Here is a 17,424-nt window from a genome sequence, read left to right as displayed (position 1 = left end):
AATGACGGCAATGTCATTCCGAGCCGAAAGGCGAAGAATCTTTTGAGGTTTTACGCAGCCTCTGCCGCCGTTATTCCGGTTCCTCCGCCGGCGCGCTTTCCGCTATGAGCAGGTTATAAAAACCCGCCCGCGTCACGCCCATGTACGGGAAGAGCCAGACGGAAAACAGCCGCAGCACCACCATGGCCCGGACGGCAACGTCGACAAAATACCAGCCCAGAAAGGACAAATCCAGAAAGAACAGCTCCGTTTTATAGCCGTCCATCATGCGCTTGGACGCCCGGATGCACTCCAGGGGTCCTGCCTCCCGGTTGTCCAGCAGGATGTAAAACGCCAGCCGGTACCGGTAGTAGGCGGCAATGCCCGGCAGGAGAAAAAGGAGAGACCACAGGGAGATAAAAACGAGCTGCAGAATTTCAAGCCAGATAATCTTCAGGAAAAGGCCGAAACCATCAAAGATAGTTCCGGATTCCGCTTCCTCGTTCCGGCTGATTTTCAGGCAGTAGCCCATATACCCCACGTCAAGGACCAGCTTGACGGCCAGTATGGCGAGGATCAGGATGCCGGCGGCCAGGGGGAGGGACGGCAGGACGGCAAGCAGCTCGCCGTACGTGGGGAGCGGCGTGACGAGCAGGATGCGCTGCAGGCCGGCCAAAAACTTGTCATAACCGGCCAGGGCGGAGACGAGGCCGATGAGTATCGTGAATATTGCGATGTACAGGGCGGCCACAAGGAAGACGCTCGGCTTTTTGCCGCTCATGCTTTGCCGTGCCGAGATCTTCAGCGCTTCTCTGTCTATCATGCCTCTTATCCTCTCCTTTGCTGCTCCCTGATATTTTATCATCCTGCCATGCATTTTTAAACAATTAATTGCGCCGCGCTTTGTTTTTTGGAAAAATATCATAATTACAGCTTGACTTGTCTAACTATACGTTGTATCATTTATGTATAAAACTTACTTGCAACACTATATATAGTGGTCGGTTGGTTTCTAGTTTAAAGGGGTGTGGAAGATGCCTGTGATAAGCATTAAGAAGAGGGACGGCAGGACTGTCCTGTTTGACGTTGATAAAATAGCGGAGGCCATCAAAAAAGCGTTTGACGCCACCTACAGGCCGGACAACGGCGATACCGCGGCGGCACTGGCCCGCGAGGTGCTGTCCATCCTCGAGCTCGAGGGGAACGAGGTGCCGGATGTCGAGCATATCCAGGACATCGTCGAAAAGGTCCTGATGGACAACGGCTATATCTCGACGGCCAAGGCGTATATCCTTTACAGGGACCAGCGCAACCGCCGCCGCCAGATGAATACCCGTCTGATGCAGACATTTAATGAAATCACATATGCCGACGCGCGCGACAGCGACGTCAAGCGCGAGAACGCGAATATTGACGGCGACACGGCGATGGGCGTCATGCTGAAATACGGCTCCGAGGGCGCCAAGCAGTTCTACAACATGTTTGTGCTGAATCCCGATCATTCCAAAGCGCATCAGGAGGGTGACATCCACATTCATGACCTGGATTTTCTGACGCTGACGACAACCTGCACGCAGATCGACATCAAGAGGCTGTTCAAGGGCGGTTTTTCCACGGGGCACGGCACGCTGCGCGAGCCCAACGACATCGCGTCGTATTCGGCGCTGGCCTGCATTGCCATCCAGTCCAACCAGAACGACCAGCACGGCGGGCAGAGCATCGTCAATTTTGATTACGGCATGGCCGACGGAGTGCGCAAGACCTTCGTCCGCCTGTACCGGCAGAACCTGGCCAAGGCCATCATGCTCTGGAAGGGCCTCGAGGACGATATCGAGGCCGATATCAGGGATATGATCGCCGGCATCACTGAAAGAACCGGCCTGAAGCCGACGCTGGAGAACAACGCGGCGTATCTTGCCGAGGAGCTGCCGCTGATCACCGAAAGATTCGGGGACGAGGAGGGCGCCCAAAACACGCAGAGGCTGGCGCTGCACTATGCGGCCAAGGAGACCGACAGGGCCACATACCAGGCCATGGAGGCGTTTATCCACAACCTCAATACGATGCACTCCCGTGCTGGCGCCCAGACGCCGTTTTCCTCCATCAACTACGGCATGGACACGACGCCCGAAGGACGCATGGTCATGAAAAACGTCATGCTGGCCACCGAGGCCGGTCTGGGCGGCGGCGAGACGCCGATTTTCCCCATCCAGATTTTCAGGGTCAAGGACGGCATCAACTTAAATCCCGGCGAGCCGAATTACGATCTGTTCAAGCTGGCCTGCCGCTGTTCGGCAAAGCGCCTGTTCCCCAACTTCTCCTTCCAGGACGCGCCGTTTAATCTGAAATACTACAAGGAAGGCGATCCGGATACCGAGATTGCGTATATGGGCTGCCGGACGCGCGTCGTGGCCAACGTGTACGACCCGACCCGCGAAATCTGCCCCCGGCGCGGCAACCTGTCGTTTACCTCCGTCAACCTGCCGCGCCTGGCCATCAAGGCCAAAGGGGATATCCAGCGGTTTTTCGAGGATCTGGACCACATGCTGGATCTGGTCATCGACCAGCTTCTGGAGCGCTTTGAGATACAGTGCCGCAAGCATGTCTACAACTATCCGTTTTTGATGGGCCAGGGCGTATGGCTCGACAGCGAGAAGCTGGACTGGAACGACGAGGTCCGCGAGGTCCTGAAGCACGGCACCTTGTCCGTGGGCTTTATCGGCCTGGCGGAGACGCTGGTGTCGCTCATAGGCGAGCACCACGGCCAGAGCGAGCGGGCCCAGAATCTGGGGCTCGAGATCATCAGCCATATGCGCGCCCGCTGCGACGCCGAGAGCCAGAAGAGAAAGCTCAACTTTACGCTGATCGGCACCCCGGCCGAAGGGCTTTCGGGCCGGTTTGTCAAGATCGACAAGAAGAAATACGGCATTATTCCCGGTGTTACAGATAGAGACTATTATACAAACAGCTTCCATATTCCTGTTTATTTCCCGATCAGCGCTTTTGAAAAGATCAGGCTCGAGGCGCCGTATCACGCGCTGACCAACGCCGGTCATATCAGCTATATCGAGATGGACGGAGACCCGCTGGAGAATCTGGAGGCCTTTGAAAAGGTCATCCGCTACATGCAGAAGTGCGGCGTGGGCTACGGCTCGGTCAACCACCCGGTGGACCGCGACCCCATCTGCGGCTACACCGGCATCATCAAGGACGAATGCCCTCACTGCGGCCGGAAGGAAAACGACGGGGAGCAGGGCTTTGAGCGCATCCGCCGGATCACGGGTTACCTCGTCGGCACGCTCGACCGGTTCAACAACGGCAAACGCGCGGAGGAGGCCGACAGAGTCAAGCACGGCTGCGGCGCGAGCGCGAATTAGTTAGATTGGAAACATAAATCGAATGGCGGGGCGGGGGGAAAACTCCCGCCGCCTTTCTCGTAGGGGCCGCCGGAACATATTAAAGGAGAGATTTTTATGCGCATCGCCGGCCTCGTACAGGATTCGATCGTTGACGGTCCCGGCCTTCGGTTCGCCGTTTTTACGCAGGGCTGCCCGCATCATTGCGAGGGGTGCCACAATCCCGAAACCCACGACCCGAGCGGCGGCAGCGAAACGCCGGTGGCCGACGTTATCAGGCAGCTGCTCGGAAATCCGCTGACGGACGGCGTGACGCTGACCGGCGGGGAGCCCTTCGCCCAGCCCGGCGCGTGCGCGGAGATCGCCGGGGCGGCCAGGAACGCCGGCCTGAACGTCTGGGCGTATTCGGGCTATACCTTCGAGGAGCTCCTCGCCTCGGCGGACCCCGACATCCGGCGGCTGCTGGAGCGCGTCGATGTGCTGGTGGACGGGCGGTTTGTCCTAAAGGAGCGCAGCCTGAATCTCCATTGGCGCGGCAGCAGGAACCAGCGCATCGTCGACGTCCCCAAAAGCCTGGCGGCAGGCAACGCTGTAATAATTGAATAGAAGTTCAGTTTATTAAGCTGCTGTAAAAATCGGCAGGGGCGGGGGCCTCTGCCGATTTGCTTTGCAAAAAATCTGTCGTCCGTCTTGACAAACTAACAGTTGTTAGTTACACTTGAACTAACAACTGTTAGTTTGGAGAAATGACCGATGAATGAAAGCCCCGCGCAGTACCCGGAAAAGGCGGCGCCGCTCACAACGAGAGAAAAGATCCTGGCGGAAGCGCTGGACCTCTTTTCCGTGAGGGGATACGACGCCGTGTCGGTGCGCGACATCGCCGGCGCCGTCGGCATTAAGGAATCCTCGCTTTATAACCACTTCAAAAACAAGCAGGATATCTTTGATTCGATCGTCAGGGAGTATTCCGGGCGGTGGGAGGAGATATTCAGCAGCCTGAGCCTGACCGGGGCCGACCGGCAGATTGTGGTGGACGAGAGAACGGTCGCAATGTACAAAAATATGACAAACGCGCAGTTTGCAGCGATTGCCGGGGCGATCTTCGATTATTACATGACGGATGCGCTGAACGTCAAGCTCCGGCGGATGCTGACCATCGAGCAGTACGGGAATGAGGATATCCGTGCCCTTTTCAGGCGCATCTCATTTGACGACAGCATCGATTTCCAGTCCCGGCTTTTCGCGGCGCTGATGGACGCGGGCTGTTTTGTCCGGGCGGACCCGTATATTCTCGCCCTGGAATTTTTCTCCCCGATCTTTTTGATCTTCTATAAATACGATAACGACCCCGAAAGCCTGGCGCGGGCGAAGGCGCTGTTTTCACGCCATATCGGCAGCTTCACCGCCACGTACGGCAAGACTCCGGAAAAAGAGGAGGGCGCGCAATGAAAATCACAGTTATCAACGGCAGCATGCGGCACGGCAGCACCTGGCACTGTATGGAGGCCGTCCGGCAGGAGCTCGGGAAGTACGATACCGTTCAAATGACGGAATTTTTTCTGCCGGGAGATATGCCGTATTTCTGCAGCGGCTGCTATTCCTGCTTCTACAACGGGGAAAGCACCTGTCCCCATGCGTCCGCCACGGAGCCGATCGCCCGGGCCATTCTGGAAGCGGACCTCGTCGTCCTACTGTCTCCCGTTTACGGGTTCGACGTGTCGGGACAGATGAAGGCGCTGATCGACCATCTGTGTTATATGTGGATGAGCCACCGGCCCGACCCGAGGATGTTCAATAAAATCGGCCTGACGATCACAACGACGGCGGGCGCCGGTCTCGCCCATACCACAAAGACGCTGCGGAACAGCCTGACCTTTTGGGGCGTAAAGAAAACGTTTTCACTGAAATACCGCGCCGCCGCGACAAAGTGGGACGAGGTTCCGGCAAAAAAGCAGATAAAAATCCGCAGGGACGCCGCCAGGAGCGCCGCGCGTATCGCCAGGGCCGTCAAAAATGTAAAAAAGCTTCCGAATCCGCTGTTCAGAAGCTTCATGTTTAAGATGATGGCCGGGGCGCAGAAGAAAAACGACTGGAATCCCGTCGACCGGAAGCATTGGGAGTCGCAAGGCTGGCTCAGCGGTGCCCGGCCGTTCTGACCGCCGCTTTTTCTCCGCCGTGCCGGGATAGATATTTCTCGAAACAGGCCGCTTCCGACCTGTTTTCATAAATGCCGTAATTCGGTATCTCCAGATAGCCGTTCCGCCGGTAAAAGGCGACGGCTTTTTTGTTGCTGCGCCGTGTTTCAAGCCGGAGGACTGCGTATCCCATCCGGGCCGCCCCAGCCTCCAAATAGGCGAGAATTTTTGAACCGACACCGGAGGATTGAGCCCGGGCGTACATCCGTTTGAGCTCCGCGGCATGAGCGTCCAAAGGCCGGAAACCGCCGCAGCCAACGGCGTTTCCGCTGAGATCGCGCGCGACGGCAAAAAGGGATCGGGCCTGCAGAAAATCCTCAACCCGGATCGAGTGTCTGCCGCTGCTGCCCGTCATGGCCTGCAGACAGTCCGAGAGCTCCTTCATCAAAGCGGACGCGTCCTTTGAGCGCGGATCTTCAGCCTTGACGGTGATATTTTCAGGCATGCCGGCATATCCCCGTGGGTCAGACTCGTAGAGCATGATGCACGTCCTTTTAATTACTACACCAGGTTGGCGTCCGACAATTCGTCGTAGATATAAATCATGTCCTTCATTATTTTGGACCGGTAGAGCGCCGTGTCGGTATTTTTCAGGAGCTGCGCCGTCGTCATCCCCGGCGCGCGGAGGGCGATGCCGAAGCTGGCTGTCAGGGGCAGGTTCTGTGAAAGCTCCTCCGTGCCCTTCCTGTAGTCCGCCTGTATTTTGCGGCAGATCGCCAGCACCCCGTCCAGGGGTTTGCTTTTAAAGAGGATGCAGAATTCGTCCCCGCCAAAGCGAAAGGCCCCGGCGCCGTCGACATCTGCGGCCAAAATAGCGCCGAACGCCCTCAGGCACCTGTCTCCGGCGTCGTGGCCCCAGGTATCGTTGAGGAGCTTGAAATTGTCAAGGTCGATCATGACGAAAATATACGGGTTGTCCGATTTATCCTTCTCCATGGACTCAAACGCCGTCCGCAGGGCCGTCCTGTTTCCAACGCCCGTCAATTCATCGGTCAGCGTTTTCAGGCGCAGCTGGCGGCGCTCGATCTCCTTTTGTATGCCGGCGGAGTTTTTCGCCTTTTCAAAATAGATCACGACAAGGCACACGGCGAAAAACACGCACAGAATGACGACGGAAGCGAGGAAATCGCTGAGAATAAACACGTCCCCATAATCGTGCGTGACGTCGGGGTCCCACCGGACGAAAAGCCCGGAGATGATCCTGGCCGCCAGGGATGCGACCGCCGTCACCGCCGTCAGGAGGTAATTGCCGTACACCACGGTGAGGACGACGGGGAGGGTAAAGGCGAGATACAGCGAATAAAATATGCTGTGCACCGAATAAAAAATAAAGCACAGGACTACCGGACACAGGGAGACGATATAGATTCTGGCGGTGTGCGTCAGGCGCGGCGAACGCGTTGCCCACCACCCGAGAGCGATCAAAACGGCGTTGATCGACAGCGGGGCAAGGATATATTTCGCGGCATAAAACAGAAAGCCGAGCCGGACGTCCCCCGTGTTATATATAGCGACGCCGAACAGACATTCCATAAAGAAAGCGGTCAGCACCAGAACAACGGACGTTTTGAAATGCAGCTTCAGCCACTTGGCATCGATGCGCCGGTATTCCGCCTCAATTTCGGAAATCAACGTATTCTCAGGCATGATTTTTCTCTACCACCCAAAACGCATGTACGGCACTACTATAGCACCCGCGGGGGCCCAAGTCCAGAAGCTGGATAAATTAGCAGAAAAAACTTTTTTCGGTGCGCTCTCCCGGCTAACGCTGCGCGGCGTTCAAAACAAGCAAAATGAAAAGGACGGCGGCGATATAGAAATCCGTCACCATAGCGAATGACTCTTGTTCAGCGGTTTTTGTTCTGAATATGTGCAGCAGGCCGGCCAAAGCGAAAAACAGGCCCCCCGCCATACCCGCGGCAAATCGGAACGAGGGAAAAAACAGCGACAGTATCCCGATAACCCCGAAGCAGATATTGGCAAGGCCCAGCTCCCGGATAACGGGGTAGCATTTCTCATTATCGATCTCGAAAATCACCTTGGCCGTGAACTCGGGCTGCAAGGCCTGCTTTAAGCCCGATGAAAACAACCTTAAGCCGACACCGGAAAAGACGAACCATTTTAAAAGAGTGCCGGCCAGGGCGGCGGTATGCAAAAAGACTTTAATTTCAACGGCGGCGGCGATGACCGGAAGCAAGAGAAAAAACACGACGACGGATATTTCGTATAAACCTATCTTTTTTATTTTCATATTTTTATCACCAGCATAACTTCTGCCGTTACTTTTCGTCGGGAAGGTCAAGCGCCGCCGGGTCGCCTTCCCGGGGGAAGAGCTCCCAGGTGTCGACGGTGCCGTCAAATTCGGCGATGTCCGTGAGCTTCAGCTTCATATACCTGGCCGACGCGGTGACGGCGGTGGTGCCGTCCGGGAGAATAAGCCGCCCTTCGCCGGAGAAGAGCCGGCTCCTGTTTTCGGTGATCCTTCCGATGACGAGGAGCGGGACGTCGTACGGCACCGGCTTTTTAAAGCGCGTCGTGATCTCCACCGTCACGCCCCATGTTTCCGGTTCCGTAATATTGATCGCCCGGCCGATCGTCTCGTCCAAAAGCGCCGTGCTGACGCCGCCGTGCACCCGGCCCGGATAGCTTTGGTGAAAAGGGTGGGCGACGGCGGTGGCCGCCAGCGTTCCGTCCTCCAGCTCGTAGAATTCCGTTTTGAGCCCCTCGTTGTTATCAACGCCGCAGACGAAGCAGCGCCTGGCGTTGTTCTGTTTTTTGAGGATTTTCAGTTTCATGGCTTTCCCCCTGCGGTGACGATTGCCGCCCGGCCGGTTAGTTCCCCGGATATGTGTCAAACTCCTGAACCGTGCCGTTAAACACGTTCATGTCGATGTACTTTTCCGCGCCCTTATATCCCTCCAGCGTCGCCTTGTCCGTGTACTGCCAAAAGGCCCAGTCGTGTCGGCCAAGGAAGGGCTTCATAACGGTGTTTCTGATCCAGATGTCGTAGCCGTTAAAGGCGCCGGCGATGTAAAGCAGGTATGATTTTTCGTTGGCATAGATGATCGGCCGGACGCCGTAATAATTTTCGAGCTTGCCGAGCAGCAGAGACAGCTCCCGCCGCGTCGGCTTTTTGCCGGGCGGATTGGCGCTTTTGTCGCCGTAAAACTCCAGGTCGATGACGGGGGGGAGCATATTCTCCGTGCGCGGGACGGTGGCGATGAAATTGTCCGCCTGCGTGCTGCCGCTGCTGTCATAGCTGAAAAAATGATACGCGCCGACGCGCAGGCCCGCGCCGATGGCCGCCTCGAAATTCTTTTTGAAATACGGGTCGGTATGTCCGCTGCCCTCCGTCGCCTTTATAAAGGCGAAGCGGATATCCTGCCGGCCCAGGGCGCCCCAATCGATGTCGCCCTGATAGGAGGAGACGTCGACGCCTTTGACGGGATAATCCTTATACGAAAAATAGTCCAGCCGCAGGTCGCGCAGATAGAGCGTCGACGCGATGGCCAGGCTTAATATGACAAGAACTGCAGCACCAAAAATTTTCTTCATAAGCTCTCCATGACGTTCGGATACATGTACCCAAGAGTACCACCAAGCGGCCCAAAAGTCCAGTAAAGATGTCCGGGACGCGGCGTGATTTGATACTTGACGGATGCATAACGGCGCTATAAGCTGAATATGTAAAGGACAGGCAGTTTCGGAAGAAAGCCTGAAAAAACATAGGAGGCGCAAACCATGAAGCATCGGTATCTGATCAATTTGCTCGACCCGGAATGCTACCTGAGCGTCAGCCAGATGTTTAACCCCGAGACAGGCGCCCTGGAGGAAGACCAACGCATCATCAGCCTGCCGGAAGGCCCGCACCAGATGCTTGATTTCGTCGACACCATCATGTACGGCACGGCGCGTTACCATGAGCACTCTGTCGGCTGGGAGACGTTCTTCATCACCACGGGTTGCTGCGACCTGACCGTCCGTGGCAAGACCTGCCGGCTGGTGCCCGGCGATATCATCCACATCCAGCCCTGGATGGGGCACCAGATGTCCTTCCCCGAGCCCACCGTTTATAGGGGAATTTTCCACGACCTCAACATGTCCGGCACGCTCCGGGGCCTTGCGTACATCCGCGAGGTCAACCCAAAGCAATTGGAGGGGCTGGCGTCTTTCCAGCGATACCTCATGCGGGCCGACAATATCATCCGGGAAACGCCCCTCAGCGTCTGCGTTCCCAAGGAGGAAGTTCCGGAGGCGCGTACGCCTGACAGGCCCCTGAGCGTCTTTGAGTTCGAGGGGATCACACTGAAGCAATATACGGGCCGCTGGGAAAACAACGGGCTCACGGAACTGTGGAAGGCGGAAATGGACGACGGCTTCACCGCCCGGTTTTATGAGGACGACCCCAATACGGACCTTTTCTACATCGTCGAGGGCAGCGTCGGGTTCTCCGTGGCCGGCGAGGAGTTCACGGCCACCCGCGATTGTCTTGTCAAGATTCCCGGCTATGCCCCGCGAGCCTTTACCGCGCAAGGGAGGGCCGTCATGTTCGACCTTGCGGGTATCACCCACTGGCTCGACCTCTTTGAGGACTATACATCAATAAAAGCAAACGCCCCCGAGCGCCTGGGCGATAAGGACGGGATGGCCGCGCTGAAGGCAAAGTACAACTGCCAGATAGCATCGTTCGGCATAAAGGAATAGCGGTGCCGTCCGGACGGATGCTTTACAAAAAATTAACAGAGATTCCATCAGGTATTATAAATTGTCTGATAATATGATAACCTATAAAATAACAGGCAGGGTGAACGTATGATCGAATCAAAGTCGTGGGACTGGTCCAAAAATACCGAGGACAGATGGCTCAAGCCGGCCACGGACGCCTACTATCTGAGCGAGCGGTGGAAAGAGCGGGGCTTCAAGTCGTTTCTCGACCTGGGCTGCGGCATGGGGCGGCACACGCTCTTTTTCGCGCGCCGGGGCTTTTCAGCGGACGCCGTGGACCTGTCGGAGTATGCCGTGCATTACGTCCGTGACAGCGCGGCGGCGGAAAATCTGCCGGTCGGCGTTCAGCAATGCGACATGCTGAACCTGCCGTTTGGGGACGCCGGCTTCGACTGCGTGATGGCCTATAACGTCATCTACCACACCGATACGGCCGGCTTTGTCGCCGCGCTCAGCGAAATCACCCGGGTGCTGAAGCCGGGCGGCGAGCTCTACATCACGCTCATCTCCAAAAATTCGCAGTCGTTTCTGAACGCCGCCCCCGAGGCGTATGTGGACGACAACACAGTGCTCCGCAGCGATAACCCGACGGAGCACAATGTGCCGCACTTTTTCGTCGGCGGCGAGGATATCGGCAAGTACTTTACCGGCTATACACTCATAAACCCTCCAGTCGAGCAGAGATTTCACGACAACGACAGAGGCTCCAGCCATTTCGTCATTCTCGCGGAAAAGAAACTCTAACCAGTCTTTTTCGACAGCCAAAGAGCGCCATCGTCCCATGGTGCTCTTTCATCGTGCCAACATCTGCTTACAGAGGGTAAGGCCTCGCAGAGTTTGCCGCCGAAGCGGCAAATAAATTCAAAATTGTCACGCAGGAGGACATGCGCCTCCGGAGTGACTCTTCTCATGTAGCGCGCGGCTGAGCGTGCGGCATGCAATCCCCTTGTCGGATAAAGCCCGAAGGGCTTTATCGACAGCAAAGAGCGCCATCGGAAGATGGCGCTCTTTGGCTGTTGCCGACTTTTTTTGCCGCGGTTATTTTAGGGACAGGAGCGTCCGCTTGACCAGCGTCTTGGCGATCTGCACCTTGTATTTCGTCGCCCGGAGGGGTCTCGCGTCCTCGACGGCGGCGGCGCCGGCCGCCTCGGCCAGCGTTTCGTCGATTACCTTGCCGGCGATGAGCTTTTCCGCCTTTGCCGCCCGGATGGGGCTGGTGGCCACGGCGCCCAGCGCGATGCGCGGGCTGCTGCCCGTGACGACGGCGCAGCCTACGACAGGGAAGTCGATGGACTTGCGGAAAGCAAACTTCATATACGCGCTTTTGCTGCCCGCAGCCGGCGCGGGGACCTGGATCTCCGTGATGATCTCATCCGCGTCCAAAACCGTGTTGCTGGCGACCTTCACGGCGAAGAAGTCCTCCGCGTCGACGGTGCGCCGGCTGGTGACGATTCTGGCGTTCAGCGCGATGAGCGCGGGGGCCACGTCGGAGGGATGGATGGCATGGCAGCCGCAGTTCATGCAGCGCCGCGTCTCGGCGAGGGCTTCCTCCCTTGTGGCGGATGTGGAATCCTCCAGATCGATGCGGCGCTTTTCAACGCTGAGCTCGCGGAGCACCAGCGGCTCGGTGGCCGTGACGCCCTCGGCGTCAAAGGTGAGGGGACCAGGAGCGGCTGTCACGGCGGTATTCGGCACGCCGAGATAGGTGTTCATACCGGCGGCGGCTCTGCGCCCGGCGGCGATGGCAGCGATGGCAAGGCCCGGCCTGACGGCGTCGCCGGCACCAAAAATGCCCTTGCGGGAGGTCATGCCCGTCGCCGCGTCGATATCCAGGAACCCGCGGCGGTTGAGCTGAATCTCGTACTTCTCGCCGAAGTAGGACAGGTCGACCCTCTGGCCGGTGGCCAGCATGATATTCTCCGCCTCGATGATCTTTTTGTCGTTTTCGTCATACTGGGGGTTGAAGTTGCCGCTGGCGTCGATGGTATTGAGGCAGCGCTTGATTTCCATGCCCTTGACAACGCCGTTTTCCTCCACGACCTTCGACAGGCCCCAGCCGGGCATGATGATGATGCCTTCCGCTTCCGCCCTTTCGATTTCCTCGGGGCTCGCGGGCATCTTCTCCCGGCTTTCCAGGCAGGCCAGAGTGACCTTTTTCGCCCCCAGCCGCTTGGCGGACATGGCCACGTCCATGGCGACGTTGCCGCCGCCCATGACGAAGACCTCCTGCCCGAGCTTGCCGTTCATCCACTCCTTGATCTCCACGAGGAAGTCCAGGCCGAAGACGGTGAGCTCCTCGCCGGAGAGACCCATAACGGGACGTTTCCAGGTGCCGGTGGCGTACAGGACGCTGTCATAGCTGCGCTCCAGCTCTTCGGGCATCACATCGGTGCCGACCTTTATCCCGAGCCTGAACTCGACGCCCATCTTCTTATAGATGTCGATGACGCGGCGGACGAGGTCTTTCGGCAGGCGGTAGGCGGGGATGGCGTACATGAGCATGCCGCCGGCTTCCGGCTTGACGTCGAAGACCGTCACCTTATTGCCCGCCTTGCGCATGAAGTAGGCGGCGGACAGGCCGGCGGGGCCGGAGCCCACGATGGCCACCGATTTGCCGGTCTCCGCGGCCGGCGGCGCGTAGTATTTATCGGCGTTTTCGAGGATATAATCACCCAGCGTGCGTTCCACACAGTTGGTCGCGACGCTTTTGTCGGTCTGGTTGCGGTTGCACCCCTTCTGGCAGGGATGAGCGCAGATGCGTCCGGTGATCATCGGCAGGGGATGGCGCTTTAAAAAGATTTGGGCGGCCGCATCCCAATCGCCTTCGCGCAGCTTGGCAAAATAGCCCGGGATATCGGTGCTGTTGGGGCATTCCCTCGTGCAGGGCGTGTCGCAGATCTTCGCCCCGCCGAAGGCGGAGTGGTAGCGGTTGTCGCCCAGAATGGCGAAGCATTCGCTCCCGCCCTTGCGCAGGCAGGGGAAGCGGTTATCCGGCTTGCGGAAGTACCAGCAGCGGGGGAGCTGGGAGATGGTGCCGCCGATGGTGCCCATGTCCCGGAGGTGCGGCGTGGCCACAGCCTTGGCCGCCTGGGCCAGGGCTGTGTATTTTTCCGTGACGGCCGGATTTTCGGCGATGTCGGCCAGGCGCGCCAGCGCGCCGATTTTCAGCGTGCCGCCCTCTTCCCTGATGTAATCGAGGCCGGGGACGGACTTGAGGTTCACCACCGTGGCGGGGTACTCCGGCAGGATGTTGTCCTTGAGGGTGCCCAAAAGATCGGTGCCGCCGGCGATGAGGCTGGACTTTCCGCTGTGAAGGGCGGAGACGGCCTCGTCCAGAGTTTTGGCGTTTATATGGCTGAATGGTTTCATAATCGTGTCACCTTATGCCTTTCCCAGCGCTTTGAGGACTTTATCGGGTGTTGCCGGCGGGTCCACCCAAACGCCGATGGCGTTGTGGATGGCGGTGATGACCAGATGGGTGTTGGCCATCGAGTGGCTGATACCGTTGGCGCCGTAAGCGCCGTTGCCGGAGCGCGTTTCCAGCAGCTCGTGCTCCACTGTGGGCACGTCCATCATCGTCGGTTTCTTGTAATCAATCATGTTGCTGTTGAGCTTGACGCCGGTTCTGGCGTCGTACACGACATCCTCCAGCAGCTGGCTGCCCTGGCTGAAGAACATGACCTGGTCGATCTGGCTTTCCAGCGACGTCGGCCGCAGGGCCTTGCCCGGGTCCACCACCGCGCCGAAGCGGAGAATCTCCACCTCGCCCGTTTCCGTATCCACCGCCACCTCGCAGTATACGGTGTTCATCGTGTCCAGAATATTTCCGCAGCCGCCGACAAGCCAAGCGGAAAGGGGCGGCCGGCCGGAATAGGTCGCCACAAGCTCGCGGTTCGTGGCCTGCGCCAGAGGCGCAGATCTCTCGGGATCGGCTTTTACAAAGATTTTGCCGTCCATAATGTCGAGGTCTTCCGGCTTGCAGCCCTTGAAGGGGCCCGGCTCCGGAAGCGGCATACCCTGGAGCGGCGCCATCAGTATGAGAGGCCAGCTTTCGGCGTACTCAACGGCGGCTTCAAGGATCTGCTTTTTCAGGATGTTGGCGCATTCCTTCATGGCCCAGGAGGACGCGGTGGAGCCGTCCGAGCCGCCGCCGACGGGTGAGAACTTCGCCCGATAGTTGAAATCGACCTTGACGTCCTCATATTCGAGGCCCAGCTCCTCGGCAACGACCATCGCGTTGGGCTCGACCATATAAGCCCCGAAAAGCGGGCCCTGTGTCGGCATGTGCACCACGCCGTCCCGGAATTCCAGCCTGCAGACGTAGCCGGAGACAGAATGCCTCGGGCACATCTGATAGCGGAAACTCATCCCGTGCTTCCGGCCGTCGGGCAGCGTCTTTGCGTTGGAGGGATGCCAGTCCCAGTCCATCATCTTTTTGCCGGCCGCCACGCACGCCTCAAAGCTCGGAACGGGATCCCGGTCGTCCTTGGAGGTCGGGCCGTGGAGGTTCAGGCGGGCCACCTCGATCGGGTCCATCCCCAGCTTTTCCGAGATCATATAAAGGGCAATCGTCACGATGTCCCAGTTAAAGGGCGTGTGCTGGCCGCTGACCCACATCATATGACGGTTCGAGTCGACGATCTCCATGCGCTGGGATATATTCTTGCACTTCAGGGTGTTGTACGGCCCCTGCTTCTGATCGCCCACGTGGCCGAAGCTGGAGCTGCCCCAGGTACCCGCGTCCGAGACGGAAAAGTCGTCGACGGCGGTAATGAGGCCCTCCTTTGTGAAGCCGACCTTCAGGTGCATATAGCGCTGCTTCATAATAACAGAGTCAAACGTCTGCTCCCGCGTCAGAACGCAGCGAACGGGGCGGCCGGTCCTTTTGGCAAGGAGCGGCGTGATCTCCTGGGACCGCCGGAGACCCCAGTCGCAGTACCGCCCGCCCATAAACAGGCCTTCCTGAACCACATTGTCAAGAGGCGTGTCGTACATCTGGCTGATGGGCAGGCGTTCCCGGACGGCGCCTTCGATGTGCAGGACTTCGTCCTCGCCGCTGTAGCTGTCCTTGGACCACCACGCCACCGAACCGGGCGGGTTGGGCACGTGGGACGCGAAAGCAGGCATGTACATGTCGTATTCCATGATGTGGTCGGCCTGCTTGAAGCCTTCCTCGATATCGCCCTGGACGACGTTTGAATAAGCCACGTTGCCCTCTTTCGGCGGGTTGGGCGGGGCGTTCGGGTCGGGCGCGCCGAAGTGCGGCGTCGACCTGTCCTGTGGGCGGATCACCGGGGCGTCCGCTTTCCGGCCCTTTAAGATGTCGACGATGTGCGGCAGCACTTCCCATTCGACGTCCAGCTGCCGGAGCGCTTCCTCACAGAGTTCCTCGGTTTCCGCCACGACGATGACGGCCACCTCCGCGCCCTCCTGGTCGGCGAGGTTGTCCAGCCACGGGCGCGGGGCGCCCCAGTGCTCGCCGTAGCTGACAAGCTTTTTGATATCCTCGTCCTCCCAGGTGAGGATGTCCACGACGCCGGGGATGGCCCTGGCTTTCGCGGTGTCCACGCGGAGGACCCTCGCGTTGGCGTAGGGGCTGCGCAGGAATTTCGCGTGGAGCATGTCCGGGAGTACATAATCAATGCCAAATCTCGCAACGCCTGTTGCGAGGGCATAAGAGAGCACGCCGGGGAGATTGGGCTTCCCGACGACTCTGAAATTTTCTCTTTGTCCGTTGGCGCCGGCTAAGTCTGCCATGCGGTCACGCCTCCTTTGCCATTTTCAGCGCCGCTTCCATGATCGCGGTCGAATGGCGGGGATATGTGCCGCAGATGCAGATATTGCCGGCCAGCGCCTCACGGCACTCGTCCTCGGTGGGATGCGGGTTCTTGTCCAAAAGCGCCTTGGCCGAGATCAGAAAGCCCGGCGTGCAGTAGCCGCACTGCATGGCGTCCCACCGGCAGTAAGCGTCAACCAGAGGCTTCCATTTCGGGTCGGCGGCAATGCCCTCGACGGTCGTGATGGGCTGCCCCTCGCACTCGATGGCCAGCGTCGTGCAGGCGAGGACAGCCCGGCCCGCCATGATCACCGTGCACGAGCCGCAGACGCCGCGGTTGCACATATGCTTGGCGCCGGTAAGGCCGAGCCGGAACTGGAGGGCGCGCTGCAGCGTCCAATGGGGCTCGATCAGCACCTCGCAGTCCTTGCCGTTGATACGAAGCAGAACGATTTCGGGAATGACGCTCTCCGGGTGCTCTTCGGCACAGTGGGCTTTCAAATCCGCGAGGGTCAAAAAAATCCTGCCGCAGGTGGGGCATCGGAATTCCTGCAGCGCCGTCGGTATGGACTTGATCGCCGCGGCCGCCTGGGCCATTGTGGTTTCGTGCGTAAACTGTACTCCGGAGCCTGGGGAGCTGCCGGAAGCGTTTCGTGTCTTTTCTTCCTTCATTCGATTGATCCTTTCTCAGATGGTGCGATTTACTTAACATAATCATAACTGATTACGGGCAATAAATCAATAAAAAGGGCACAAAGCCACGTCGCGGCTTTGTGCCTTTTTTGCATCGTTGTATCTACATTATGTATGGATGATGCAGCCTGTCCTGGTAAATGGAGGGGGCCTGATGTGCCCGCGCCGCTGTACCCGGCGTTACCGGGGGAGGATGCCACGCTTACAGCGTCCCCCGCGCTTCCTTTCCGTCGAGCATCAGGCTGTAACGCTCTGTTTTAAAGCGCAGAACGCAGTAATCGGGGTCGTCGGGCCCGCTGAAATGATTGGCGAGCCCGCCGTACCACATCTCCTTTTTGACCTCCGGATCGGTGACAAGCTCGATCGTCCCCACGAGTGTGATATTGTAATCGTCGCTGAAGCAGACGCTGGCGCGGCGGCATTTTCTGATGCGGCCGGCCTTCGGGCCGTTCAGCCCGGTGCAGAAGGCGACCCAGCTGATTCCCTCCGCCTTTGCCGCGGTAATCGCGGACGCCGTCGGATAGCCGTCCGGGTCAATGAGCGCCAGGACGCAGGACGTCCCTCTGCCCGTATTCTTTTCAACGATTTCCCCGGCCTTGACAATGATTTCCCGATTCATATTCAATCCTCCGCTGACTGACAGATTTACGCGCCGAATGACATTCCCGATAAAAGATCGTTCATTTGCCTCCGTCCGGCG

At 58.5% G+C, this 17,424-nt stretch carries 16 protein-coding genes; 6 read left to right on the top strand and 10 right to left on the bottom strand.

Annotated elements, in window-relative coordinates; translation table 11 throughout:
* Positions 1-70: 70 nt before the first annotated feature.
* On the bottom strand, positions 71-802 hold the full coding sequence (locus tag BUB60_RS14785; protein WP_073080604.1) for a DUF975 family protein: 732 nt from the start codon (positions 800-802) through the stop codon (positions 71-73).
* 211 nt (positions 803-1,013) lie between these two features.
* Between BUB60_RS14785 and BUB60_RS14780 the strand changes: the two genes are divergently transcribed.
* From BUB60_RS14780 to BUB60_RS14765, 4 genes are all read left to right on the top strand, one after another.
* Entirely contained in the window at positions 1,014-3,356 is a 2,343-nt protein-coding gene (locus BUB60_RS14780) for an anaerobic ribonucleoside triphosphate reductase (RefSeq protein ID WP_073080601.1), read from the top strand.
* Positions 3,357-3,452: 96 nt separating this feature from the next.
* Positions 3,453-3,941, top strand: coding sequence for an anaerobic ribonucleoside-triphosphate reductase activating protein (gene nrdG, locus BUB60_RS14775; RefSeq protein WP_073080599.1), 489 nt, complete (start codon positions 3,453-3,455; stop codon positions 3,939-3,941).
* A gap of 147 nt (positions 3,942-4,088) precedes the next feature.
* Complete coding sequence (locus tag BUB60_RS14770; RefSeq protein WP_073080597.1) at positions 4,089-4,784, top strand: TetR/AcrR family transcriptional regulator; 696 nt, start codon at positions 4,089-4,091, stop codon at positions 4,782-4,784.
* Positions 4,781-5,491 carry a flavodoxin family protein gene (locus BUB60_RS14765; RefSeq protein ID WP_073080595.1) on the top strand — a complete coding sequence of 237 codons (711 nt, stop codon included), beginning with the start codon at positions 4,781-4,783 and terminating at the stop codon, positions 5,489-5,491. Before BUB60_RS14770 ends, BUB60_RS14765 begins: the two co-directional genes overlap by 4 nt.
* On the opposite strand, the gene BUB60_RS14760 is transcribed toward BUB60_RS14765, so the two are convergent.
* From BUB60_RS14760 to BUB60_RS14740, 5 genes are all read right to left on the bottom strand, one after another.
* On the bottom strand, positions 5,469-6,011 hold the full coding sequence (locus BUB60_RS14760) for a GNAT family N-acetyltransferase (RefSeq protein WP_242941218.1): 543 nt from the start codon (positions 6,009-6,011) through the stop codon (positions 5,469-5,471). The genes BUB60_RS14765 and BUB60_RS14760 overlap by 23 nt on opposite strands.
* Positions 6,012-6,031: 20 nt before the next feature.
* The gene (locus tag BUB60_RS14755; protein ID WP_073080591.1) at positions 6,032-7,177 is read right to left on the bottom strand and encodes a GGDEF domain-containing protein; all 1,146 of its coding nucleotides are present in this window, start codon (positions 7,175-7,177) and stop codon (positions 6,032-6,034) included.
* Positions 7,178-7,292: 115 nt separating this feature from the next.
* Positions 7,293-7,781, bottom strand: coding sequence for a DUF6790 family protein (locus tag BUB60_RS14750; protein ID WP_073080588.1), 489 nt, complete (start codon positions 7,779-7,781; stop codon positions 7,293-7,295).
* Positions 7,782-7,809: 28 nt separating this feature from the next.
* Positions 7,810-8,325: a PaaI family thioesterase gene (locus BUB60_RS14745; protein ID WP_073080585.1), complete on the bottom strand. Its 516-nt coding sequence runs from the start codon at positions 8,323-8,325 to the stop codon at positions 7,810-7,812.
* 37 nt (positions 8,326-8,362) lie between these two features.
* On the bottom strand, positions 8,363-9,085 hold the full coding sequence (locus tag BUB60_RS14740; RefSeq protein ID WP_073080583.1) for a glycoside hydrolase family 25 protein: 723 nt from the start codon (positions 9,083-9,085) through the stop codon (positions 8,363-8,365).
* Between the two features lie 186 nt (positions 9,086-9,271).
* Here BUB60_RS14740 and BUB60_RS14735 point away from each other — a divergent pair, with 186 nt between their 5' ends.
* Both BUB60_RS14735 and BUB60_RS14730 read left to right on the top strand, forming a co-directional pair.
* Positions 9,272-10,234 carry a cupin domain-containing protein gene (locus BUB60_RS14735; RefSeq protein WP_073080581.1) on the top strand — a complete coding sequence of 321 codons (963 nt, stop codon included), beginning with the start codon at positions 9,272-9,274 and terminating at the stop codon, positions 10,232-10,234.
* A gap of 108 nt (positions 10,235-10,342) precedes the next feature.
* On the top strand, positions 10,343-10,999 hold the full coding sequence (locus tag BUB60_RS14730) for a class I SAM-dependent methyltransferase (protein ID WP_073080578.1): 657 nt from the start codon (positions 10,343-10,345) through the stop codon (positions 10,997-10,999).
* Between the two features lie 294 nt (positions 11,000-11,293).
* Here the strand turns inward: BUB60_RS14730 and BUB60_RS14725 are convergent, their stop codons facing one another.
* The 4 genes from BUB60_RS14725 to BUB60_RS14710 form a co-directional block, all read right to left on the bottom strand.
* Complete coding sequence (locus BUB60_RS14725; RefSeq protein ID WP_073080576.1) at positions 11,294-13,624, bottom strand: FAD binding domain-containing protein; 2,331 nt, start codon at positions 13,622-13,624, stop codon at positions 11,294-11,296.
* Between the two features lie 12 nt (positions 13,625-13,636).
* Positions 13,637-16,012, bottom strand: coding sequence for a xanthine dehydrogenase family protein molybdopterin-binding subunit (locus BUB60_RS14720; protein WP_073080574.1), 2,376 nt, complete (start codon positions 16,010-16,012; stop codon positions 13,637-13,639).
* Between the two features lie 4 nt (positions 16,013-16,016).
* Positions 16,017-16,703, bottom strand: a complete 687-nt coding sequence (locus tag BUB60_RS14715) for a (2Fe-2S)-binding protein (RefSeq protein ID WP_143162372.1) — start codon at positions 16,701-16,703, stop codon at positions 16,017-16,019.
* Positions 16,704-16,926: 223 nt separating this feature from the next.
* Entirely contained in the window at positions 16,927-17,343 is a 417-nt protein-coding gene (locus tag BUB60_RS14710; protein WP_073080572.1) for a pyridoxamine 5'-phosphate oxidase family protein, read from the bottom strand.
* Positions 17,344-17,424: the final 81 nt, after the last annotated feature.

Source organism: Sporobacter termitidis DSM 10068, from assembly GCF_900130065.1.
In the GTDB taxonomy this organism is placed as follows: Bacteria; Bacillota; Clostridia; order Oscillospirales; family Oscillospiraceae; genus Sporobacter; species Sporobacter termitidis.
The sequence above is the reverse complement of the archived record's forward strand: the minus strand, read 5'-3'. Positions and strand labels throughout refer to the sequence as shown.